Consider the following 23,577-nt stretch of genomic DNA (forward strand, 5'->3'; position numbering starts at 1 on the left):
ATTGCTGGCCGCGCGTCCACGTCGCCGCTCAAGGGCGCACCGCGCGGGCGCGACGATCTCCCCATCCAGCACCAGATCGCCCAGCCCGGCCGCCACCGCCCATGAGGTCAGGGAACCGATCGGCCAAGTTCGTCTCCCGGCGCGGCTTCAACCCACCGCCCGCGGTGGCGCAGCACCCGCCAATCGTCGAGCTTCGGCTCGAACACCCACTCGCGACCCGGCCGCGCCCCTGGCGTTGAAGTGAGTCAGTCGCCTGAAGCGTGGTTCTTTCCCTGCCCGCGTCAGGCAAAAGCGGTTGGACGCTGCTGCGGAAGCCGCCCTGCCGTCGTGGCTCGAATCTACCGCCCCCAGCCAAGGACGCAGGTTACGGAGAGTGTTCGTATCCGGGATTCGCTCAAAGGGTGGGTGGTTCGGGTTCTCGATGGTGTTCGTCGCGCCCCGGGATGAAGCCGGGCGAGTTGTACTGGCGTGCGCCAGAAACCTTCGAGAACAAGGAGAACTCATGTTGGTGCGTACCGCGTTCACCACCCTGCTCGCCGCGGCCGCGGCCGGAGCCCTGATCGTGCCGTCCGCCGCCGCGGACGAACCGGCCGATTACGTGATCGAGTCGGCGAACGGCACGGAGCGTGTGTGGCAGCAGACGTGGTGGGATGGCGAGCCCACCATCACCGGGGATTTCCGTGGCAGCGACAACCAGCACTGGATTTTCTGGGGGAACCGGACGATCCAGAACACGGGAACCGACTTGTGCGCCACCGCCCACTACGGCCGGGTCATCGGCGCGGACTGCAACGGCGACGACCCGGGGCAGCGGTGGCGCGTCCTCGGAGAGCGCAACCAGAAACAGCTTCGGAACGACGAGAATGGCCTCTGCGCGACCTATGAGGGCCACGACGACCAGCTGAGCCTGCACACCTGCGACGGCGGCCGTGTCAACCAGCGCTGGTACCTCAACATCTGAGCGACTCAAGGCCATCGTTCTTCCAGCCCATCATTGAAATTGTCCGGAGTCACCCATTTCAGGACGGCCGGGGCGATGCGAAGTCAGCGCCCCGGCCACGACCCCGGCGGCCTACCCCAGTACCCGGACTTCCAGCTGGCTACACACTCGTCTCACAGTCCCCGCGGACGCTGCAGCAGGTCGTGATGCGCGGTGTCCCTGGCGCGCTTCCACCTCGAACCCGCCGGGCCGTAAAACCACCACCCCGGGGAAACGGGGTCCAGTCGGCCAATACGGCGGGCTACGTGTCGAACGCGGACATCGGGAACAGCACCGCCTATCCGGCGGGCTTCAGAAGAACTGACCTCCGCGCTGAAACCTCGAGAAACACCCTGTCGGAAAGTTATCGTCCCGAACAGGCTCACCAACCGCCGCCCGGAAAACGGTGCGTCACTTTTTTTCACTATTCCGGGGGGCTGTCCGCGTGCTCCCGCCTCAATAACATGAAAGGTCGCCGACGTTTTCCCCGAGTGAGGGATGGTTATGACGACCTCGGAACAAACCTGGCCCTCGACCGACTGCAACGGCATTACGCTGGTCGATCCCGTCGGTCTCACCCTCGCGGGAACAGTGGTGCTACTTGCCCGAAAAGCCGCCACGACGGTCACTTCGCTGTATTACAACGTGCGTGTCTCCGGGGCGGACCCCGGCGTTCCCCAGGAATGGGCAGGCTGGAACGAACTGCGGCTCACCGGGAAAACCGCCGGGTCGGCGGATGACCGTCCGCTGTTGCGGATCGCCGGCATGGACCTGATCACCGTCGCTTCGGCCACCGCCGCTCCGAAGCCCGCGAATGCGCCTTTCCGGGCCGTCACCGACGGCAGGTACATCTCGTGCTTTCGCCAGTCCGCCTCCGGCACTCTCTACGTGGATCGCTTCGCGCTCGTGCGGACTCCGCCACAGCAGTCCAGCGGGTCGCGTGACGGTGAGAACCAAGGCGGCTGGCGGATGGAGCGGGTGTGGGAGGTGCGGTACCGGCGCAGCGAGCGCCGCGACGCGCCGGCTGGGCCCGGCGACGAACTCGGCTTCCGCAACATGATCGACGAGCCGTTCCCGGAGCCCACCATCGAACTGTCGGCGCTGTCCGGTATCACCGGCGGCCGTTTCGACGTCGTTCTCGCGCCCACGTCGGACGCCGATGTCCGCCGCTGGCACATCATCGCCACCACCGGCGAAGTCCTCACCTTCGTCTCGTATCCGCAGGACAGCACGGGCGGCATCGAGGTCGATCCGGCGCTGTCACGTACCTTCACGATCACCCCCACCCTCTGGAATTCGGGAAAGAGCACCCCGTTGACCCCGACCGCCGGTGTCGGCGCGAGCCTGTACGCCGAGCAGGAAAGGACCGGCGCGGAGCCGAGTCTGCCGTCGAGCTTGCGCCGGGCCGTCCGCCTGGGCGTCACCGTCCCGGTCTCCAACGCCGGGGCCGGACTACCGGGAGCGCTGGCCGTCTACGACTTCGGCGTGCTGCCGGACGGGACCATCCCGATGTTCCCGGCGGGGATCGGCTGTGTGCTGATCGACGGCACGTTGAACGGCGGCGGTTTCACACCGGGCGCCGGCGACCACCCAGTCCCCGCCAAGGCGGTGCGCTCGGCCGGTGCCGGCACGGTGAGCGCGGTCCTGCTGGGCACGCCGAGACCGGCTGCCGCACCCGCCGTCCTCGACAGTGCCGACGGGCTCGTGCACTGCTACTTCCCCCAGCCGTCCAGCCCGGCGGGCACCGAAGCTTTCGCGGTCGCCCAGTACGACCCCACGGTGACCAGGACCCGGCTCACGATGCCCTGGAACGCCGACGACCAGACCGGCACGTTCACGCTGATCGCCCGGCGCAGTGGCAGCACGGTCGACGACGTCGTGGCGACCGTGGCGCCCTGCGTCCGTGACGGCGTCACCGCGTCCGACCTCTGTGACGTGACGATCGACTACGGCACCGCCGCCGGCCTGCCGCACGAGAACTGGGGCGGTGTCCCGCGAGACGTCCGGGGGATGGTCTCGGTCCTCAACGGAGCGTTCTCCGACGACCCCGCCGACAAAGCGGTCCTGTCCGGAGCCCGGCCGTTCTACGACTTCCTGGGCCACCAACCGTCGGTACGGTTGCCCCTGGCCTCGGCGGGCAGGCTCGTGCTGATCTCCCACCGTCCCGACATGCCGCTCTCCCGGGTCGAGGTCACCGCCGCAGCGAACGGGACCGTGGATCTGATCATGCGCTACACCTCGGACACCGGTGTCACCGCGGTGCAGACCTGGCAGACGGTGCCGGCAGGCACCGCCAACGCGGCGCCGGTCCTCAACGGTGACGCGGATCCGGCGACCTACCCCTATCACCGGGCCGCGGCCGACACACCCGTCTACGCGTTGAGCACCGGCGGTGGCAGCATCCTGCTCTTCGGCAAGACGACCGCGAATCCGTCGCTGACGGTCTCGCCGGCGGACGGCGATCCGTCGCACTGCACCATTTCCCTCGTCACCGGCGGACGGCCCGCCTTGAGACTCGAGAACGTTCCGCGTGACCAGGCGGGTTTCGTCGCCCGGTTGCGTGCCTGGAGCGCGGCCGACGCGGTGTTCGGCTACATCTCCGCCGATCCGAAACCAGGCCCGGTCGCCGACCAGACCTTCACCACTCCCTTAGATCTGCGCGGGGGTTCGGTGCTGTTCGACGTGCTCCAACCGGCCGACGTGGGAGATCTCGCCGTCGGGCAGGTCGACGCGGCGAGCTGGCAAGGACGTTCGCTGACCCCGGCGCCACCGGACGGCACCGTCGGCCGGGGGATGATCGCGATGACCGCGCTCCCGCCGGAAAGCCCGCTGTTCGGCAGGGCACCGCGGGCGGTGGACGGCACGAGTACCCGTACGGTGACCGGCGACAACGGCAAGTGGCTGGCCGCGCACCAGGCGAAAGCGCTCACCCTGAACGGCCACCAGGCGATGCGCGTCGCGCTCACCAACACCCAACTGGCGCCGCGACCGGCTTGGACCATGGAATCCTGGATCCGGCCGGAAGGCAGCGACCCGGCCACGGTGATCACCTACGACAACGGGCCGATGAAGGGGCTGGGCGAACTCACGCCGTCCTACTATCTCGGCGTCGCCGGTCTGCCCACGGTGCGCTTCGATGCCTTCACCCAGAAGAACAACACCACAGGCTCCTACCTCGCGGTGCCGTCGAACCCGGCCTTCACGCCCGGCCCCACCGGCTTCACCTGGGAGGTATGGATCAAACCGGACCAGAAGCCGTGCCCCAAGGCGAACCGGCTCGGCAGCGTCCTGCAGGTCTGCGACGCGAAGAGCAAAAGCAAGCCGCTGCTCAATCTCGGTCTCGACGTCGGGCGCCACCTGTCGCTGGGCTACCGGCCGCAAAGCCACGAGCCGAAGTCGAGTTATCTCACGGCCGTGGATCCCCTGCCCGCCGGTGTTTGGTCGCATGTCGCGGCGACGGGGGCATGGCGGAACGGGACCTGGACGCTGAAGATCTACGTCGGCGCCGTGCTGGTCGACACCGTGCGGAACGTCAAGCTGCAACCACCGTCGAAGTCGACCTCGCCGTCGCTGGCGATCGGCGCGGCGATCGGCCCGCACGTCAGCATGTTCGGCGCGCTGTCGGATGTGCGTTTCTGGTCCTTCGCCAGGACGGCCGCGGAATTGCGCCAGACGAACACCGCCGCGCTGACCGGAAGCGAACCGGGGCTGGAGGGCGCCTGGTCCTTGGCCGAGGGGCACACCACCGCCAAGTCGGTCTTCGCCAACCACGCGACCGCGACCGGGTCCGCGCTCGACGCGCAACTGAAGCTCGCCAGATCCCAAGCGGTCGGTGCCAGCGATGACGACCCGTTCCTCGGCATCGTCGCCGGCGTCGGCGGGACGGCGCCAGTGCGCGCCCGGGCGCGCCTGCGGCCCGGCGAGTGGAACCATGTGGCTGTCAGCTATCAGGCGGCCGGAGCCCTGAAACTGAACCTCCCGGCCGCAGCCTCGGCTCCGCCGGCCTACGGCGTCTGCCCCGAACCCGGCGACCTCGCGTTCGACGGCCAGTTCAGCATCGACTGTTGGGTGCAGGGGGCAGGCTCCACTGGTCTGGAGCAGACGATCCTCGCGCAGTGGGGAGAATCCGGAAAGGACCAGTCGTTCCGGCTCGCGCTGGACTCCGACGGGCATCCGTTCTGCACGGCCGGATTCGCCGACCCGGCGAGTGGCGACCGGAGCAGGCTGACCGTGCGGAGTAGCGCGTCCGTCCTGACCGGCCCGGCCGTCCACATCGCCGTGACGCTGACTTCGGCTCAGGTCAAGGCGGGCCTGCGGTGCACGCTCACGATCTACGTCGACGGTTTCGAGAACGGAACGGCGCAGACGACACTGAGTGGCGCGAAAACCGTGACGTCCGTCGATTCCTCGGCACCACTGACACTCGGCATCGGCACTCCGCCGTCGAAGGCGGGCCGGGTGGCCTTGGAAGCGCAAGCGCGCTTCACCGGTGCCTTGGGCGGACTGCGATTCTGGTCGGCAGGCTTGTCGGCGGCCCAGGTGCGGTCGGTGCTGCGGCGCAATCAAGCCGCCGACACCGACCACGGCGTGGTTTCGGCGTGGTGGTTCACCGAAGGTTCCGGCAATGTCGCCGCGGATTCGGTGAACGACAACGACTTCCTGCTCACCGACACGGATCTGTGGGGTGTGCTCCAGAACGTCGGCCGGTACCGGTGCTACCACGACGGCCTGCCGATCGGGTCGGTGCTGCCGGCGGGCGAAGTCGACGGCTATCTCGGGTACGACCAATGCACCTTCGGCGCCTACCAACAGAGCGCGGGAAAGTTCCAGGACACCCTCACCGGATCGCTGGCCGAAGTACGGATCTGGCGCTCCGCGCGCACCCGTTCCCAGATCACGTCCACCCTGTTCCGGAAGCTGAAGGGCGACGAAACCGACCTGGCGGGCTACTGGTCACTGGACAAGACCAGCGCGGACCTGACCGGCCAAGGCGCGAACGGGCATCCCATCGGCTCACCCGGCTATGTCGCCTCCACCGCGCCTGTCGCGAACGAGGGTCCTCAGCTCACCAACGTCTACCAAGGTCCGCGGACCCGGTTCCAGCGCCCGCTTTCCGGCAAGGCCGCAGTCGTCGAATACCCGGAGATGGAGACCCACGGGGACGGCACGCCCTACGCGGTGATGCGTCGTGCCTATTTCTTCGAGGACACCGCGCTCACGTTGTCCACCGGTTACGGCATGGGCGAGACGGATCTGGTGTACCTGGGCCAGATCCAGACCCGGCCCACGCTGATCGGGTACATCGAGGGCGCGCCGCCCGTGCCCAGCGAAAACCTGTCCCGCCCGCTCTACGACAGCCCGTTCGGCTACAACTCCTATCAGGACGCGTCCACGGTCACCGTCCGGTCCGAGGAGAGCACGTCGGTCGAGTTCACGTCGTCGGACTACAAAACCGCGGTGAAGATGGAGATCGACACGAAAGCCGGGGTCGCCGCGAAATGGGCGGACAGCGCGTCCGTGCTGGCGTGGACGCATCTGCTCACCGCCGGTACCGGGAAGATCGGCGCCCGGCACAAGTCGAACCTGGAAACCGCCCGCCAGCGGGACGAAACGTACCTCTCCGCGTGGACCCGCACCACGACGGACACCTTGGGGCTGCGGGGAATGTGGGAACAGGCGCGGCCGGACCGGTCGGACTACCTCAACCCGGTGGTCGGCCGCCGCTACCAGCCGCTGAACCTCGGGTACGCCATCGTCGAGTCGATGACGGCCGATCTGTACGCGATGCGACTGCACTCCACCGGGGCGATGGTCGGCAAGGTGGTGCTCCCCGATCTGGGCATTCCGCCGGACCGCAACATCCTCACCTTCCAGATCGACCCGCGTTACGTGAAGAACGGGACGCTGGACGGGAAGGTCGGCCTGGTCAACGACCCCGACTTCCCGCGCGCCGACGTCGGCAGAGGCAGCTACTTCAAACCGGACGAGGCCTACCGGCTGGCCGCGAAGATAGCGAAGTCCGACGCGGCCATGCGGAGCAGGTACAACCAGTTCAGGGCGGCGAGCCTCGGCGAGAAAGGCAGCGCCGACCTGGACGGGATCAAGAACGAGCAGTTCTACGACTTCGGCGGAGACGTCCCGACCCGCGGCATCGCCAACCGGTACGTCTGGACGGCGTCCGGCGGCCTGCACACCGAAACTGAGCAGTTCTCCTCCGCCCACGAACGCGTCTACACGGGATTCAGCGACTACACGCATCTGACCGGCCTCACCGGCGAGATCACCTTCACCGCCCAATTCGGTCTGTACGGCGCGATCGACGCGTTGTTCGGCGGACACGTCAAAGTCCAGGTCGGCAAGTCGGAGAACGAGTCGCGAGGCTTCTCGCTGGCGGTGACCTGCCCTGGCGATCCGATGCTGCAGGGCTACCACGCGGAGACCGGCTACACCCCGGATTACTGCCCCGGCAAGGTCGACGCCTACCGGTTCATGTCGATCTACCTGCCGCCTTCGGCGGACAATGGTGACACGTTCCACGATCAGGTGGTCGACAAGCAATGGCTGACCTCCAGTAGCGACCCGGACGCGGTGGCCCTGCGCAACGTCCAGCTGACCGGGCAGGGCGCGTGGCGGCTGCTGCACCGGGTCACCTACGTCAGCCGGGTACCGCCGCAGTTCGACACCAATCCGGACCAGACGGTCGCCCACGAGCCCGCGCAGGTGATCGACCTGGCCGACAACCCGCTGCTGATCGAACTGGTCGAAGACGAGGTGCCCGCCGAGCACCCCTCCCCCGCCGACATCGGGAACGGGGTGGCGAACGTTCTGGCGCCGCTGGACGGCCACACGGCATCGAAACTCGGCGATCTCGTGCCGTGGTGGGCGGCGTTCCTCGCCGCCACCCGCCTCGCGAAGCCGGATCCCGCGAAAGTGGCGCTGCTGAACCGGATCCTGACCGACACGGTGGCGTACTTCCAAGCCGGATACGCCTCCGGTTTGCTGCCGCGGCCGGAAACCAGGCGCGACGGGCACCTCGTTCCGGCGCCACGGACTTCGGAGAGTCTGAGCGCATCGGTGCCTGTCGGGGCCGGAGATGGGTCTCCGGTCTCATGATCCTGAAGGCCCACTTCGTTGCGCCTGGCGCAAGGAAGTGGGCCTTCAGGTGGTAGCTCGCTCAGGCCGTCGAACTGCCCCTTCCGGTACGGTAGCCCCCGTTCGCGGCGATGTTGATGTCACCTATACACGTCCATAATGGAGTCTGGAAAAGCACGACGGCTCTGATTCGGGCTATTTCCTCGCGGCATGATTTTCCTTTACAGCGTTCCGGCGATGGCCATGCGACACATGCCTAGCTCGACCCGCATCACGAGCCCGAATTTTTCTCCATTCCTCACTCAATGGTTCCGGATCGCTTCCCGTGTGAGGAGGATGGTCTGCGCGGGTGAAATGCCGCGCGGCCCGGCCGGGGACGGCTGTCCGAAGCTCACCATCGGCGGCGAGCGTCGTGGATCGCTGTTCCAGCATGCGTCTGGGCGGGGGCTGGCTGTCCCTGGGCGAGGCCGTGCTCGTAGGCGTAGATCACGGCGTGCACGCGAGTGCGCAGGCCGAGCTTGGTGAGGATGCGTGCCACATGTGTTTTCACGGTGCCCTCCTCGATGGTCAGGGCGGCGGCGATCTCACCGTTGCTCAGGCCGCGGACGACGTGCGTCAGCACCTCGTGTTCGCGTGGGGTGAGCTGGTCGTGCGGGCGTGCCGCGGGCCGGGGCGACAGCTGAGCGAAACGGGCGATGAGCCGCCCGGTCACCTTCGGGTCGATCAGGCCGCGTCCCGCATACAGGTTGCGCACGGCGTCCAGCAGGAGGGCGGGATCGCTGTCCTTGAGCAGAAAGCCGGCGGCTCCGGCGGCCAATGCGCCGAAGAGGTACTCGTCGAGGTCGAACGTGGTCAACGCGAGGACCTTCGCAGGAGACTCGGCCGCGGCCAAGCGGGTGATCGCGGCGATGCCGTCGCCGCGCGGCATCCGCAGGTCCATCACGACCACGTCGGGGCGTCGGGTCAGCGCCAGGTGGACCGCGTCGGCGCCGTTGGCCGCCGCACCGACCACTTCGATATCCGGTTCGCCTTCGAGGACCATTCGCAGTGCTTCCCGCACCGCGTCCTGGTCGTCGGCGACGAGCACACGGATCGTCATTGCGTCGTCCCTCCTGCGGGTAGTTCGGCCCGTACCCGCCATCCGCCACGCGGCTGATCGGGGCCGATCGTGAGGCTGCCGCCGGCCACGCGCACCCGTTCCCTCATGCCCCGGATGCCCTGGCCCTCCAGGTGCGGCCGGGCGACGTGCGGGCCGTTGTCGGAGACGGTGACGACGAGGCGGTCCCGGTCTCGGTGCAGCTCGACGTCGATTTCGACGGCCCCCGAGTGCTTGGCGGCGTTGGTCAAGGCCTCTTGCACCACCCGGTACGCGGTGTGGTCCACGGCGGGCGGCAGTGGGGACGAGGCCCCGGACCGTCGCACCGTGATGCGACGGTCCGGGGCGGAAAGCCGTTCGGTCAGCTCGTTCAGGGCCGCCAGCCCGGCACCGGGCTGGACGTCCCGCAACGCGGTCAGCAGATTCCGCACCTCGGTCAACGCGGACAGCGAAAGCTCGGCGATGGTGCCCAACGTCCGGTCGGCGACCGGTGACGCGCCGTCCATGGCCCGGCGAGTGGCCGTGGCCTGCAGCCGGATCGCGGTGAGATGGTGGCCGACGCTGTCGTGCACGTCGCGCGCGAGCTGTGCCCGTTCCTCGGCGAGCACCCGGTCTGCTTCCGCGCGCTGCACCCGCAGCGTCTGGTCGGCGCGCTCCCGGTGCAGGCGCAGTGCGTAGCCGGTCGCCACCGGCGCGACACCCATGACGAACAGGTCGGTGATCGTGAAGATCTGCACCGGGTCTCCCGCGATGACCGCACTGACCAGTACCCAGCACGCGCACACCGCCAGCACCAGCCCCGGACCCCGGTCACGGTGGTACACGGCCGCGCAGAAAGTGCCCATCGTGACCAGCATCCCCGGCCAGGAAGGCAGGAAGCCGAGACCGCCGAGCCCCACGACCGCGGACAGCACCGCGCTCGTCAACGGCAGCACGCGCCGCAGCAGCAACGGCAGGCTGACGCAGAGGCTCGACCCGAGCAGGACCAGAAGGTCCACCGGTGGTTGCCCTCGCGCCTCCCAGCACGTCAGCAGCACCAGCAGCGCCGTGACGCTCAGGATCAGCAGGACTTCCCGCAGGTATCGCATGACACCATCGTCTACGCGGCGCCACACGCCGTGCCGTCGGGCGGCAGTGCGCCGGTGGTCAGGTAGCGGTGCACGTGCGCCCGGACGCACGGGTGCCCGCCGAGGTACAAGGCGTGGCCACCCTGCACCGGGAGGTAGTACGCGTCGCCGAGCCGCGCCGTCACGCGCCGCGCGTCCCGTGGCGGTGTCGTGGCGTCGTACTCGCCACTGGCCACGAGAATCGGCGGGAGCACCCGGACGTGCAGCGGGTACGGCGGATAGGTTCCGGTCCCGGCCAGTCCGGCGCAGTGGTAGGCCATCGGCCACGTCTGGACCCACCCGATGTGCGGCGTGATCTCGCGCAGCCGCGCTTCCCACGACTTGAGTACCCGATAGTCGGAGGGGTACGGGAAGTCGGCGCAGAAGCTGATCCGGGACAGGTCGGGGTCTGGGTGGCCCGGCGGCTGCGCGGCGAACAGCGTGGCGTCGCCCGCGTGTGCTTCGGCGATGGACCGGGCCAGGCGTGACCACTCCTGCGCGAACCCCGGATTGGTGCGCGAAACGATCAGGGAGAGGTTGGCGGTCGTCCCCGCACCGGGAGCGGGGATCGGCTCACGCGCGGCGCGGGCGAGCACTTCGTCCCAAGTGGTGAGGACGTCACGGCCGTGCAGCGCACAGGTCGGTTCCGCGGCGCACCACTCGGCGAACCGGACCATGTTGCGCTCCATGGTCTGCGCGCGCGGCACCAGCCAGTCGACCCAGGAACGGTTGGTGTGGTCCAGCACGCTGTCCAAGTACATCCGGCCGATGCGCCAGGGGAAGAGCCGCGCGTAAGCCTGGGCGTAGACCGTGCCGTAGGAGTTGCCATAATAGTTCAGTTTCGGCTGGCCCAGCGCGGCACGCAGCGCGTCCATGTCGTGGGCCGCCTGCCAGGAATCGAGGTTGCCCGCCAACGGCCCGGCCGTCTGGCCGCAGTCGGTTCCGAATTCGCGATTCGCCGCGCGGTACCGTTCGTAGGCGGCTTGGCCAGGGGACGCCCACTCCAAGTTCTCCGGCAGCGGCGCGGGGTAAGGGCACTTGATCCCGCCGCTCTCCTCGAACCCACGCGGGTCGAAGACGACGACGTCGAACCATCGGGTCAGGTCGGTGAACGCGCTTTTCGCGATGCGCAGCACCGAGATCTGCTGCGCGGGCCCACCGAGGTTGACCAGCAGCACGCCCTTCTTCGCGGCCTGGTCCTGTGCGGGCAGCCGCGCGACGCCGAGCTCGACGCGCGTGCCGGACGGTGCGGCCCAGTCCACCGGCACGGTGATCGAGCCGCACTGCAACCCGTCACCGCAGTCCGCCCACGACAACCCGCTTCCGGTGGCCTCTGCGACGGCAGGCGCGGCGGTGAGCGCGGTGAGCAGACAGACCGTGCTCGCCAAGCCCTTGATCGTTTTTCTCATGCGTCCAGGGTGCTCGCCGAGCACGGCGCGGCGCGTCTGTCTTTCGGCAGACATCGGCAGTGCGATTCCCGCCGATGGAGCCGTCGTGGAGCTGGTGGTGACCCGCAGCCGGGCGCAGGCCAGTACCCGCGGGCACCGGCACCAGGGCCGCGATCAACCGCCGACCAAGCAGAACAACTCCGCGACACTCTCGCCTCCGCCGGACTCCTCGGCGACGAATGCCCACCCCGCTCCCCCTCACCGCCCAACGCGATGACCGAGCACGATAGTCGTAGCGCCGAAAACGCGACATATTCCGGGTGCGCCAACGCATCCTGTGGGGCCGGACAGGGTGTCCCAATATGCCGTAACCCTCGCATGCTGGGTTCATGGTCACTCTGGAGCTGCACCGGCAGAGAAACGCCGCCCCTCAACGAAAGCCCGAGGCGGATGCGGCTGCACAGGCAGAACTGCGGCGGCGGCGGCCGATTACGGCAGCGTGGCCGATGTCAGGCGGAGCCCACGCAGGCCTCGGACCACTTCGTGTCCGGGCGCTTTGCTCGCGAGGCGCCACCGGCGTTCGGGTGCGGGTCCGGCGTTGATGCTCGTCGCACCGGCTGGGGTGTCGAGGGTGCAGCTTCACCGATGTCGGCGACGCGATAGCCCCGGTGTCGGTACCACCGCAGGACCGGCCGTCCCCCGCGTCGACCTTCGCGACGAACACCCGCACACCTTGATCACCGAGGTACCGCTCGGAATGGTCCAGCAGCGCAGTTCCCGCTCCGCTGCCACGCGCCCCCGCCTCGACAGCCGAGATCTCGATCTCGGCGACAGACTTGGCGAGCCATTTCCTGTGCTCGCTGTGATGCGACAGTGCGCCGAAACACCAGCCCAGGCAGCCGGGTAGTCCGGGGAACTCGCCCCGGCCACCGGACAGGTCGAGAGCCGCTTGCAGAGCCCCGCCTTCCGCGGGCGCGGGCACTGCCGCCCGGCCGCGTAGCCGGCTCAGACGCACTGACCGGGGATATTGATCGACACCTCGAACATCAATGGATATAAGATGTCCACTATGAAGATGGGCAAGGGAGTCGAGGCAGCGCTTCACTGCTGCCTGATCATGTACTGGCTGGACGGCCGGCCCGTGACGTCGGCGCAGCTCGCCGAATTCTTCGACCTGCCACCGGCGTATCTGCAGAAGACCCTGCGCATGCTGGTCAGCGACGGGATCGCCGAGGCCGTTCGTGGCCAGTCCGGCGGGTTCACCCTTACCCGCTCCGGCACCTCGATCTCCCTCATGAACGTCGTTGCCGCGATCGAGGGCCGCGACCCGGCCTTCCGGTGCGAGGAAATCCGTCGCGCCGGACGTTCCGGCCAGCTTGGGCCCCGCTCGGGTGAGTGCGCGATCTCGCAGGCCATGAACCGCGCCGAGTTGGCCTACCGGGCCGCGCTGGCGGCGGAGAATATCGCCGACCTCGCCCAGCAGGCCGGGTCAACAGTGCGCGACCGCACCCTGAACGCCTTTTCCTGACCGGCCGCCCTGCTCACTGCGCATGCAGGCGCACCCATGAAAGGATTGTGGACATTGAATATCCGTAATTACGAGGGTTGGTGGTTTCGGTTGCTGCCCTTGCTCGTCGCGACGATCGCGGTGGGAACTGACGCCTGGGTCGTCGCCGGATTCCTTCCCGCGTTGGCACGCGACATGGCCGTGACCACGAGTGCGGCGGGGCTGTCAGTGACCGTGTTCGCCGTCGCCTACGCGCTGGGCGCGCCGCTCTTGGCCGCATTGACGAGCACTGTCCCACCCCGTCGGGTAATCGCCGCTGCCTTGGCGGTCCTGGCTGTGGCGAACGTGCTGTGCGCGGTCAGCGACGGGTTCACGACGTTCTTGGCGGGACGGGTGCTGGCAGCGGCGGCCGCGTCGGTGGTCACGCCGTCGGCTGGGGTGCTTGCTACCCGAGTCTCCGGCGAGCAGCGTCGGGGACGTGCGTTGGCGCTGGTCATATCCGGGTTGACGATCGCGACGGCCGTCGGAGTGCCTGTCGGCAGCGCTGTCGCGACGGTGACGAGCTGGCGGACAGCCCTGTTCGCCGTTGGGGGACTGGCCGCCCTCGCCGCTGTGCTCATCGTGGCGACCGCACCCGATCCCGCTCCCGGAGCCCGACAGAGCATCCGGGACCGTCTCGCGCCACTAGGTCACTCACGCGTCCTGGTAATCCTCGCTCTGACCGTCCTGGGGATGGCTGCTGCCTATGTCCCGTACGCCTACGCCGCCCAGCTCCTGTCCACGGGCAACAGCGGATGGCTTGTCGCCGTCCTGGCCGCCTACGGGATCGGCGCCGTCGCGGGGTCGCTGGCAAGCGGGACGCTGACCGACAAGTTCGGACCCGATCGGACTCTCATGGGTGCATACACGCTGATGGCGACATCCTTCGCCACCTTGGCGTTCCACCCACCCGCCATCGCTGTGGTTGCGCTGGCCGCAGCGTGGGGTGCCGCCAGCTGGATGCAGACGCCCCCACAGCAGCACCGACTCCTCGCCGCAGCTCCACAGCACGGGACGGTGACGATCGGTGCGAACGCCTCGGCACTGTACGCCGGCATCGCCATCGGCAACGCCACCGGTGGCCTCCTGTTCACCCACGGCAGCATCCTGATGTGCCTTGTCGCAGCAGGCATCGCGGTGGGCGCACTCGCATGGAATCGCGCGCTGACGAAGCGCGCGGTCGCGAGCAAGGAAGCGATCGGTGCGGCAAAGTCCACCGGATAGCCACCGCCGGGAAGATGCCTGACCTGGCAGCTGCCGAGCTCCGCCATCGTGGATACGGCGACGCGCCGGGTTCCAGCAGGGACCAGGTTACCAACCTTAGCCGGCGGTGTCGTTGTCGTGGCGGCAGGGCCGGGAGCCGGCGCGCCAGGCGCTGCGCGAGCTTCTTGGCATACGCGGAAGAGACTGCGGGGTCGCCGGTAGCGATCGCGCAGTAGAGCTGGATGTCTTCGCCATCGGGGTCAGCCTGTCGGCGACCAGGGCATCGTAGAGTCGATCGGCGACGCGGCAGCAGTGCACGATCGATTAGGACCCGAGTGATAGCCGCACCGCCACGGCAACGCACCCACATGCCGCATAGAGCTCACCGGCAAACCCTGCGGCGTTCGCTGGCCGGTGATGCTCCTCGCCGACTCAGGCAAGGAGTCCGACGACGCGGTCAAGCACGAGCCCGAACTTTTCGACGTCGTCCAGCTCGATGTTCTCAGCGGCCGGCTCGTCGATGCCTGGGTACATGACGAGAACGTCCATCCAGCCACCGGCGTACAGCACAAACTCCGCTTCCACCCCGTCCCCGTGCACACGTACACCCAACGACCTCGGCCGACGCGCCTCGCTGCGAATCCGCAGAAGCGGCGCTGGCCACGAAACATCGTTGTCCGTCCAGGTGATCTCATCGGCCACCAACCCCAGCTCACGCCAGTCGCCACACCGGGCGGCCACCATCACGGCCGCCCGGTCGAGGTCAAGGTTGCTGAGGTCGATCCGGCGCTCCACAACGCCCACAGTAACGACGTTCAGCGCACTACGACCGAAACTGCCGGTCGCCCACAACCGGTGCCGAAGGCAGCGGAAATCCGCTCACGGCGTTGATCGACTGTTCGTGAACGCCGACTGTCCTCGTCGACCCCGGCTGGGCGACACCGCGATGGACGACCTCGCCCAGCAGTCCGGAAGCCGCCGCAGAGGCTGGTGACGTCCCCGGCCCACAGGAACCAGCTCTGGAGGGGAATCTGGCAAGGTCGCAGCAGGACGTCAGTTCTGATCTCATGGGGGGTATGACCCGGACGAGGCTTCCCTATCCCTCCGCTCAACCGGTGTACTCGGCGGCGCAGCTGTGGCGCGACCGGTGCCTGCTCGACGATCTCAGTCTCTTCGAGGACGACCGCGTTTCCACTCTGGAGAATGCGGAGATCCTGGTCCGTGACTACGTACACCAGCCGGACCTGGGCGCAGGCACGTTCCTCGGCAAGCTGAAGGGCCAGCTGGCAACGTCGTCACCAGGAGCCGTGCGGCTGGCCGCGGAACTGTTGTACGTGCACTTGCTGATCGCGCGTAGCTCCGCGATCGGCGGCCAGAAAAAGCTGGAACTGGTCCGCGGTGTACTCGGCTTTGTCGGCGGCGGCCACGATGTTCGCGAGGATCTCGCCCACACGCTCGACTCCGGTCTGATCAACCCCGGCCAGGGATACAACAACTACCGGTGGCGCCAGTATGCGTATCTGATCGAGGCAGTCGCGGCACTTAAGAGGCTGCCCGACCCGGACCGCCGCCGCGTGCTGGAGGAGCCTCGCGCGCTCGTTGAGCTTCTGGACGGTCTCGAGGACAACGGCGCGGCGATCCAGCGGTTCTCCCTGGAGCATCTGCTCTTCCCTGACGTGTTCGCCCCGGTCGTGAGCCGCGAACATCGCCAGAAGATCCAGGCAACCTGGCCCCATCTGGCTGGCCTAGCCTCCGAACCGGCGTCCTTCCGCGTCGCGTCTATAGCCCACGGTCTGACCCCGAACGGGCGCTGGGGCACTGACGAATTCGTCAACTTCTACCGGGCGCCCTACGTGTGGGACTGGGGCAAACCTAACGGCCGCTGGCGAGCCCTAGTCCTGTGGGGACAGCGGATGCAACGGTCGATCGACCTCGAGGGCCAGGAGCGCGATTACAAAATTGGTGGTGCCTCGGCAGTGCTGGCCGCCAGCACATCAAACGACACTTCCGCCCTCACGTTTCTCCGACAGCACAACCTGGTCGACTGGCGTACCGTGGACAGCTTCTTGCGCTGGCTCAACGAAGCCGAGGACGGCTGGGACATCCTCGGCGGCCTCTGGATAGACGCCGGTCCCGAGTCTGTGGACCAATTCCTCACCGACCTCCCCCGATCCGCTGCGGACGGCGCGGGGGCACGGCTCAGCCTGGCATCCGTGCTGCTGGGAGCGGACGACGTCAGCCATTACCCGCCATGGCGGGCGCGGGCGGTCGATCTCGCGTATCGCCTCACCGGCTATACCAAACCGGAGCCGGCCGCGACCGATGGCGAACGATACGAGGCTTTCCTGGTCTTCCTCGATCAGGTCATGGACGCGTTCCGCCGCCACGGCACCCCCCTGTCTGACCGGCTTGACGCACAATCGATCATCTGGGCGCTGACGAACTACGATCCTCCCGAGGCCTGGACAGAGGAGGAGACCGCGGCGTTCCGTGACTGGCGCCGCGGCACCGGTGCGATACCGCCCCAACTCCCTGCCACGCCGGACACAGGTGACGATGCCGGACAGGTCTCCGTCGAGGGTGAGCCTGACAGCCCGCTGAGTGAAGTCGCCGAGCACCTGCACCTGGACGAGGCGTTCCTCGACAAGGTCGTCGCTCTGCTGAAGGACAAGAAGCAGGTGATCTTCCAAGGCACCCCAGGCACCGGCAAAACCCACGTAGCCCGGAAACTCGCCGAATGGCTAGCTGGCTCAGCGGACCGGGTCCGGCTTGTGCAGTTCCACCCCACCTACTCCTACGAGGACTTCGTCGAGGGCTACCGCCCCCGCCAGGACGGAAACGGGTTCACCCTCATCCCGGGCCCGCTGCTCGCCATCGCTGAGCAGGCACGCAAGAATCCGGACCACGACCACGTCCTGATCATCGACGAGCTCAACCGCGCCAACGTCGCCCGCGTGTTCGGCGAGCTCTACTTCCTCTTGGAGTACCGCGATCAGTCCGCTCACTTGATCTACCGGCAGCAGCCGATCACGCTGCCGCCCAACCTGCTGCTGATCGCCACGATGAACACCGCGGACCGGTCGATCGCCCTGCTCGACAGCGCGCTGCGGCGCCGGTTCTACTTCGTGGACTTCGCTCCCGACGCCGAGCCCGTGGCCGGGGTACTCCGCCGCTACCTGGACAAGCACCAGCATGAGTACCGGTGGATCGCCGACGCTGTCGAGAGGGCCAACGAGAAGATCGCCGATCCGGACGCGGCCATCGGCCCGAGTCACTTCTTCCGGGACACACCGATCGACGATGCCTGGCTCGAGCTGATCTGGGAGCACGCCGTCCTTCCGACACTACGCGATCACTTCCACGGCCGGACGCACAAACTGGATGAGCTCTCGCTCGTGGCTTTGCGCAAGGAGGTGACAGGCGGCGCCGATGAGGACACTCCACTTTCATGAGTACCAGGAGCAGCGCGACGTGCCGCTCACGCCGGCCGAAGTCAGCGTCCTGCGCACGACGTTCAAATGTCTCGTCACCCGAACCGACAACGGTGACGGACAGTACAACGTGCGAGCCCAGGACCGGGTCGGCATGGTCATCGTCGGCGACACCGCGATCGTCGTGGCACCGAAGCTACCCATCGCCCGAGTGCTGTTCCTGATCACCTATGCCGTGGATCCCTCGTGGACGAGCGAGGCCGCGCTCGGCACCGCCGAATCCTTGACCGACGCCATGGCGGGGGTCTTCACGCACATGTGCGACCAGGCCGTCCGCACCGGCCTCCTCCGCGGATACCGCGACCATCACGAGCGACTCCACACCGTCCGTGGCCGCATCGACTTCGCCGAACAACTCCGGGTGTCCCCGGGACGTGACCTCCCGATCGCGGTGACCTACCAATCACACGACGAGGACATCCCCGAGAACCAGCTGCTGCGCACAGCACTCGACCTGCTGACGCAGGTCCCGATCAACTCGAACGACGTCCGCCGATCGATAGCCCGGCTACGGCGCATGTTCGAGTCGGTGACTCCGATCCCCCGCAACCTGTGGTCGTTACCGGTAGTCCGATGGACCCGGCTCAACGAGCACTACAGGCCGGCGGTCGAGCTCGCCCGGCTCATTCTCCTCGGCACGGAGCCCGAGCTCGCCCCAGGAAGGATCACCGTCCCCGGGTTCGCCGTCAGAATGACCGAGGTGTTCGAGAAGTTCGTCCGCACGAGCACGCGGCGGGCGCTCGGCCTGGACGAACACGACTTCCCCGCAGGCGCTGACTCGTCGGCGCTGCACCTCGACCACAGGCGAGTGCTGCATGTCCAGCCGGACTTGAGCCGCTGGGTCGACGGTCACTGCCGCTTCGTCGGCGAACTCAAATACCGCCTGGACACCGGCCGCGGCGACGCGCAACACCTCTACCAGACCCTGGCCTACGCGACCGCGGCCAACCTGCCCGACGCGACCCTCATCTACGCGGACGGCCCACATAACGGCACGACCCACGTCCTGCCTACCGCCGGAATCCGCATCCACGTCCGACACCTGGACCTGAACGTCGAACTCGGCCGGCTACTCGGCCAGATCGACGCGCTTGCGCATCACATCAACGAGCTCACCACTCTTCCCTGACCGCACTAGCACCCGTTACAGAGGACGAGGCCCGGTATCCGGGCGGGGCTGTAAATGCACTTGCTGCGCAACAGTTTCCGCTATGCCGGCCGTCAGCACTGGGACGCGATCGCCAAGGCCCTCAAACCGGTTTACACCGCGCCGACCCAGGCCGCCGCGCGCGAGCGGTTCGCCGAGTTCACCGAGACCTGGAGCGCCCGATATCCGGCGATCGTGTGGTTATGGGACAACGCGTGGGCCGAGTTCGTGCCGTTCCTCGCGTTCGATCCGGAGATCCGTCGGGTGATCTGCTCGACCAACGCGATCGAAACCGTCAACGCCCGCATCCGCCGCGCCGTGAAGGCCCGTGGCCACTTCCGCAGGCGAGCAAGCCGCGCTCAAATGCGTCTATATGGCGATCATGAGCCTCGACCCGACCGGCACCTTGTCGAACCGGTGAGGAAGACGTGACCGAGGGAGCCTCCGACACCATGCCCACCCCCCTCCGCGCGGGACACGAGCGCGATCCTGAGCGAATGACGTCAGCTGATCAAATCTCACTTTGGCTCGCTACGCTCGTACTGTCCCTGGAAGCTGTTGTGGCCGACTAGGCTCTGAGCCATCGATCTGGCGCGGGCAGTCGGCTGATCATCAGCCCTGCCCACCACAGCTCGCCCGCCGGGCGGGCTGGTTCTGCCTCAAGTACCCCTCGGTGGAGGGCGGGCGTCGCCCACCCTCCACCGACTCCGAAACATCGCCAGGATTTCGGAGTCGTGTACATCGGGCTTGATTTTCGGGCCGGAACCTCAGCTCTTGGTCAGGGTGCGGCCGAGAAGGGGCAATAGGCGGTCCCAGTGAAGCTGCAGTGCGGCGGGGTTGAAGGTATCGGTGTCGGACATGGTGAAGCCGTGGACGGTGCCGGGGTAGATCTCGGAGGTGTAGCCAACACCCGCCGCGTCCAGGGCCTTGTTGAGCTCGCCGAGGGTCTCGGGCGTCAAGTCGCTCTCGGCGTGACCGAAGTGCACCTCGGCTGTGAGCTTGGAGAGGGTGTCGGGTCCGTCGGCTCCCACCGGGCCGTGGAATGCGGCGAGTGCGGCTACCTGGCCGGGGTGGGCCGCGGCGGTGCGCGTCGCCAGGAGGCCGCCGATGCAGTAGCCGGTCGCCGCAACCGGTCCGGGGCTCACCTCGGGCTGGGCGGTGAGGAACTTGAGATAGGCGTCGGCGTCGCTCAGGACACGATCTGTCGTGTGCGCCTCGATCAAGGGCATCAGCTGAGCGAAGACCGCGGGCCGGACCTCTTCTCCGATGTGCTCGGGAAGTTCTATCACCGGTGCAGGGCCGTGTCGGTAGAAAAGGTTGGGGACCAGCACGTAGTACCCGTGCCCGGCCAGTTCGCTGGCCATCTGCCGCAGCACGGGCCGGATCCCGAAGCCGTCGGCGTACATCAGCACCCCCGGGTGCCGACCGCCACCGTCAGGGACAGAGGCGAACGCGTCGGCCTGGCCGTCCGCGGTGGGAATCTGCAGCATTTTGGTGGGCATGAATTCTCCTGTCGTGGTTGACGTGTCGAGCCTGTGATCAACAACGACAGAGGCGGAGCCCGCGCGGCCGCGCGAGATCCTCGATCCAGCAGCGGGCCGTCACCGGCCCGTGCGGCGCTCAGAGGAGCACCGGGTCACCAATCCGTGTGTGGCGCAATGCCGTCCCGGTAGTCATGGCTTACAACTTAGCCCACCGGATGAAGCCGATACCAGCCCATCAGGCCACAGTGCTGTTCGCGAGAATGATCTCGGTCGACCCCTCGGGATCCCTGAACCCGGTCGACGCGCTGCCCGTGGCAGGGATATTCACCTTGCGGCTGCACGCCCGTCACCGTACTTCGAAACACTCCGGACGTGGCCGAACCAGAGCCAGCCTTCCGGTCTGGTTCGGTCCTGTTCGTAGGCCTCCACTGTGAAAGGTCTCCGCCCAGGGCACGCGGCATTCGGTGTACGGCCGGTCCCAGGTCGGTCACGGCGTCGTCGTCGACATGTCCGGACACAACACGATCCACCTCTTGGCGCGGCGTTTCGGGTCGGTGACCACGGAGCCGACGTAAGCGACCTTGCGGCCGATCTGGACCAGCGAGCCTGCGCTTCCCGGTGGCGGGGCCGCGCAGGTCGAGGTGTTCGTGACCGTCAATCGCTCGCCGCGTTCGAGGATCTGTCGGCTTCGGCCTCGGCGCGAAACCCGGGGTCGGACATTCCTAGTAGTGGAGTCGGCTATTGCTACAACTGCTGGAATGCCACGTCGGCGCGGACCCCATCGTCGTCGACGCGGGCACGACCTGGCGCGACGTCCTCACGGCCGCGCTCCGCGCCGGCCGGTCCTCCCCGAGTACCTCGACCTGACGATCGGTGGCACCGTCACCGTCGGCAGCGTCGTCGATTACCCTTGGGGCCCGTCGGGAAACCGTCACACCGGCGTCAGAGCGACGATTCAGCCACTCCAGGCTTGGGCAGTGGACGGAAATGGAAGCCCTGTGTACCCGGTCCTTCACGTCCCGCCCGTCCCATTCCAGCAGAGTCCCGGCGTCAGGGACGCACTTGTCGTGATCGAGGCTCCCACAAGGCGGCTGACGATGATTTGCTGATTGAGCTGCCGATACCTCTTGCCTGTCTCGTACTTCATCCGCACGATGATCCGGAGCAGCCCGAGGCGCAGATCTTTGTTCACCACGGTGAGGACCCCTGCTGCACGTTTGCTGTTCTTCTCGTCCTGCCCCTTGTTCTCGACCGCCAGCTGGCCGCTCTTATTGAGGGAGTCAGGGATGCCCGCGAGCGCCTCCGTCTTCACCAGCCCTCCGACAGGTCGATCACCGCCGAGATGGCAGGCGCCAGGAAAGAGACAAGACGAGTTCAGGTGATGGTGATTTTGGCGTGGGGAATGCTTAGCCGGGCGTGCTTGAGGTCGGTGTTGACGACGGTCACGTCGGTCAGCGTGATGTAGGGCAGCACCAGTGGCGGAGGATGAGCCGGCGTGAAGTCGACCGGGATGCCGATGAGGCCCAGCAAGCTGAGGGTGCCGGTCAGGCGCAGGGTGAACAGTTCGACTGGGTCGCCGGTGGCGACCGAGACGCTTCCGGGTGGTGCGATGATGGTGCTGATGCGCCCGTCCACCAGTTCGCTGGTTTGGACAAGGCTGCCGATCTCGACACGGTGGGCGGTGAACTTGAGCACCTCGACCGTCGCGCCGCCCACCTCGGTGGTCCCTACGCCCAGATAGCTCAGTCCCCCCAGCCGCAGCACGGAAGCTTTCAGCATCCACACCCGCCCGGCAAGCGGCCTGTGCATGACGGTGGCGGTCGAGGTCCGAACTACTCGCTCCCCGTGTTCGGCCGGAGAAGAAGCCGCCGAAACCACGGTCAACGTGCCAAGGAGGAGCACCGCCATACCCGCGGCACGGAACCGCGGTGGCGGTGGGCCCGTTCCACCGTCCTGTTCGTGGTCCGGCTCGTCGGTCGTGGCCGGGCGAACCGGAGGTGCCCACGAAAGCGCCAACGCCCCGCCCACGAGCCCCAGCACGGTACCCACCAGGAAGCCGCCGAGGTTGGTGCTGACCAGAGCGACCAACGACACGAGGATCGCCGTGACCCCGGCGGCCACCCGGTACTGTGGCCTGCTCCACAGCGACCCCGCGCAGATCACGAGCAGGGCGGCGATCAGCGCCCCCGACATCCCGCCGATGGTCCCGATCGAGAGCACGAAGTCACCAAGGCGGAAGGAGGCGAACGGCGGAAGTCCGATCGCGACACCAGCCGGTATCAGGAACAGACCGGCCGCGAAGGGCCGCTGCCGCCGCCAGCCGCGGAAAGTCCGCCAACTTCCCTTGAGCCGCCCAGGCACGCCGCCCGTCATCGGACGGGCCGGCGTCGATGTGGCAGCGCAGGCGTGCCGGGCTCAGAAACATTCATTCTTACCGCTCCTCAAAGACAGTGAGAGGTTCTTCAGCCGCAGGGTCTGCGCGTTGGTGCTCCAGGCGATCTGCCGGAGACCGCCGATGGTCGCGGTGTCGGCCTGCAGCCCGAATGCCCCTGGCCGGCCTTTGGCGGATTCCGGGCCTTTGGAAAGCCGGGCGGCGTCGATGCCGATCTGGGTGTTGGTGAGCGTGAGGTCTCCCGTGAGCGAGGCGATGCCGATGACGATGTCGGTGGCGGCCATCCCGCCGGGTCCACCGGAGGTGAGCACCAGGGTGGTGTCACCGACCAAGGGGACCTTCGGCAGGAACACCGACTGGCAGAAGTTGTCGAGGGTCGCCTTCCGAAAGGCGCCGACGGCCACGACGTGGGCGTCGTCGGCGCCTCGGTCGACGTCGCCGTACTGGACGAACCCTTCACCCACCAGCTTGTCCGCGCTGACCTGGAACGCGCCGCCGGACACCGTGAACGACGCCGCGAGCGCGCCCTGTGACAGTCCGGTGATCAGCAGAGCCGCCACGGCGAGCGCTCCCCCGAACACTCCGGCGAACCGTGCCCACCGTGTTCCTCCCGTTGTTTCCGAGCGCTTCATGTCCTTGTCCTGCCTTCCTGG

The 23,577-nt window shown here is 67.6% G+C and carries 17 protein-coding genes and 1 pseudogene; 8 read left to right on the forward strand and 10 right to left on the reverse strand.

Annotated features, from left to right (window positions below; genetic code table 11):
• Positions 1–502 precede the first annotated feature (502 nt).
• Entirely contained in the window at positions 503–961 is a 459-nt protein-coding gene (locus ACZ54P_RS14365) for a ricin-type beta-trefoil lectin domain protein (RefSeq protein WP_465461976.1), read from the forward strand.
• Positions 962–1,483: 522 nt separating this feature from the next.
• Positions 1,484–8,092 carry a LamG domain-containing protein gene (locus ACZ54P_RS14370; protein ID WP_465461977.1) on the forward strand — a complete coding sequence of 2,203 codons (6,609 nt, stop codon included), beginning with the start codon at positions 1,484–1,486 and terminating at the stop codon, positions 8,090–8,092.
• A 370-nt stretch (positions 8,093–8,462) separates the two neighbouring features.
• On the opposite strand, the gene ACZ54P_RS14375 is transcribed toward ACZ54P_RS14370, so the two are convergent.
• From ACZ54P_RS14375 to ACZ54P_RS14390, 4 genes are all read right to left on the reverse strand, one after another.
• Positions 8,463–9,170, reverse strand: coding sequence for a response regulator transcription factor (locus ACZ54P_RS14375; RefSeq protein ID WP_465461978.1), 708 nt, complete (start codon positions 9,168–9,170; stop codon positions 8,463–8,465).
• A complete protein-coding gene (locus tag ACZ54P_RS14380) occupies positions 9,167–10,255 on the reverse strand; it encodes a sensor histidine kinase (RefSeq protein ID WP_465461979.1) in 1,089 nt (362 codons plus the stop codon). The genes ACZ54P_RS14375 and ACZ54P_RS14380 overlap by 4 nt, the downstream gene beginning before the upstream one ends.
• 11 nt (positions 10,256–10,266) lie before the next feature.
• Positions 10,267–11,682 carry an alpha/beta hydrolase gene (locus tag ACZ54P_RS14385; protein ID WP_465461980.1) on the reverse strand — a complete coding sequence of 472 codons (1,416 nt, stop codon included), beginning with the start codon at positions 11,680–11,682 and terminating at the stop codon, positions 10,267–10,269.
• Between the two features lie 409 nt (positions 11,683–12,091).
• Positions 12,092–12,766 (reverse strand): GNAT family N-acetyltransferase, encoded by a 675-nt coding sequence (locus ACZ54P_RS14390; RefSeq protein WP_465461981.1) that lies wholly within the window; start codon positions 12,764–12,766, stop codon positions 12,092–12,094.
• Here ACZ54P_RS14390 and ACZ54P_RS14395 point away from each other — a divergent pair.
• Entirely contained in the window at positions 12,731–13,189 is a 459-nt protein-coding gene (locus tag ACZ54P_RS14395) for an RrF2 family transcriptional regulator (protein ID WP_465461982.1), read from the forward strand. The two genes, ACZ54P_RS14390 and ACZ54P_RS14395, sit on opposite strands and share 36 nt — an antisense overlap.
• A 54-nt stretch (positions 13,190–13,243) precedes the next feature.
• The gene (locus tag ACZ54P_RS14400) at positions 13,244–14,431 is read left to right on the forward strand and encodes an MFS transporter (RefSeq protein ID WP_465461983.1); all 1,188 of its coding nucleotides are present in this window, start codon (positions 13,244–13,246) and stop codon (positions 14,429–14,431) included.
• A 411-nt stretch (positions 14,432–14,842) separates the two neighbouring features.
• On the opposite strand, the gene ACZ54P_RS14405 is transcribed toward ACZ54P_RS14400, so the two are convergent.
• Complete coding sequence (locus ACZ54P_RS14405; protein ID WP_465461984.1) at positions 14,843–15,205, reverse strand: hypothetical protein; 363 nt, start codon at positions 15,203–15,205, stop codon at positions 14,843–14,845.
• Positions 15,206–15,486: 281 nt separating this feature from the next.
• On the opposite strand from ACZ54P_RS14405, the gene ACZ54P_RS14410 reads away from it, so the two are divergent.
• The 3 genes and pseudogenes from ACZ54P_RS14410 to ACZ54P_RS14420 form a co-directional block, all read left to right on the forward strand.
• A complete protein-coding gene (locus tag ACZ54P_RS14410; RefSeq protein ID WP_465461985.1) occupies positions 15,487–17,862 on the forward strand; it encodes an McrB family protein in 2,376 nt (791 codons plus the stop codon).
• Positions 17,840–19,030, forward strand: a complete 1,191-nt coding sequence (locus ACZ54P_RS14415) for an McrC family protein (RefSeq protein WP_465461986.1) — start codon at positions 17,840–17,842, stop codon at positions 19,028–19,030. The genes ACZ54P_RS14410 and ACZ54P_RS14415 overlap by 23 nt, the downstream gene beginning before the upstream one ends.
• Positions 19,031–19,084: 54 nt before the next feature.
• Positions 19,085–19,466 (forward strand): annotated as a pseudogene (locus ACZ54P_RS14420) (transposase); the annotation flags it as partial.
• 349 nt (positions 19,467–19,815) lie between these two features.
• Here the strand turns inward: ACZ54P_RS14420 and ACZ54P_RS14425 are convergent.
• Complete coding sequence (locus ACZ54P_RS14425; protein ID WP_465461987.1) at positions 19,816–20,550, reverse strand: dienelactone hydrolase family protein; 735 nt, start codon at positions 20,548–20,550, stop codon at positions 19,816–19,818.
• Between the two features lie 469 nt (positions 20,551–21,019).
• The gene (locus ACZ54P_RS14430) at positions 21,020–21,190 is read right to left on the reverse strand and encodes a hypothetical protein (RefSeq protein WP_465461988.1); all 171 of its coding nucleotides are present in this window, start codon (positions 21,188–21,190) and stop codon (positions 21,020–21,022) included.
• Between the two features lie 83 nt (positions 21,191–21,273).
• Between ACZ54P_RS14430 and ACZ54P_RS14435 the strand changes: the two genes are divergently transcribed.
• Complete coding sequence (locus ACZ54P_RS14435) at positions 21,274–21,399, forward strand: hypothetical protein (RefSeq protein ID WP_465461989.1); 126 nt, start codon at positions 21,274–21,276, stop codon at positions 21,397–21,399.
• A 145-nt stretch (positions 21,400–21,544) separates the two neighbouring features.
• Here ACZ54P_RS14435 and ACZ54P_RS14440 read toward each other — a convergent pair whose 3' ends face one another.
• The 3 genes from ACZ54P_RS14440 to ACZ54P_RS14450 all read right to left on the reverse strand — a co-directional run bounded on the left by ACZ54P_RS14440 (position 21,545) and on the right by ACZ54P_RS14450 (position 23,556).
• A complete protein-coding gene (locus ACZ54P_RS14440; protein ID WP_465461990.1) occupies positions 21,545–21,844 on the reverse strand; it encodes a hypothetical protein in 300 nt (99 codons plus the stop codon).
• A 62-nt stretch (positions 21,845–21,906) separates the two neighbouring features.
• Positions 21,907–22,893 (reverse strand): DUF6114 domain-containing protein, encoded by a 987-nt coding sequence (locus ACZ54P_RS14445; RefSeq protein ID WP_465461991.1) that lies wholly within the window; start codon positions 22,891–22,893, stop codon positions 21,907–21,909.
• A 54-nt stretch (positions 22,894–22,947) separates the two neighbouring features.
• Complete coding sequence (locus ACZ54P_RS14450) at positions 22,948–23,556, reverse strand: DUF6230 family protein (RefSeq protein WP_465461992.1); 609 nt, start codon at positions 23,554–23,556, stop codon at positions 22,948–22,950.
• Between the last annotated feature and the right edge of the window lie 21 nt (positions 23,557–23,577).

Source organism: Amycolatopsis sp. NPDC034160, from assembly GCF_055575355.1.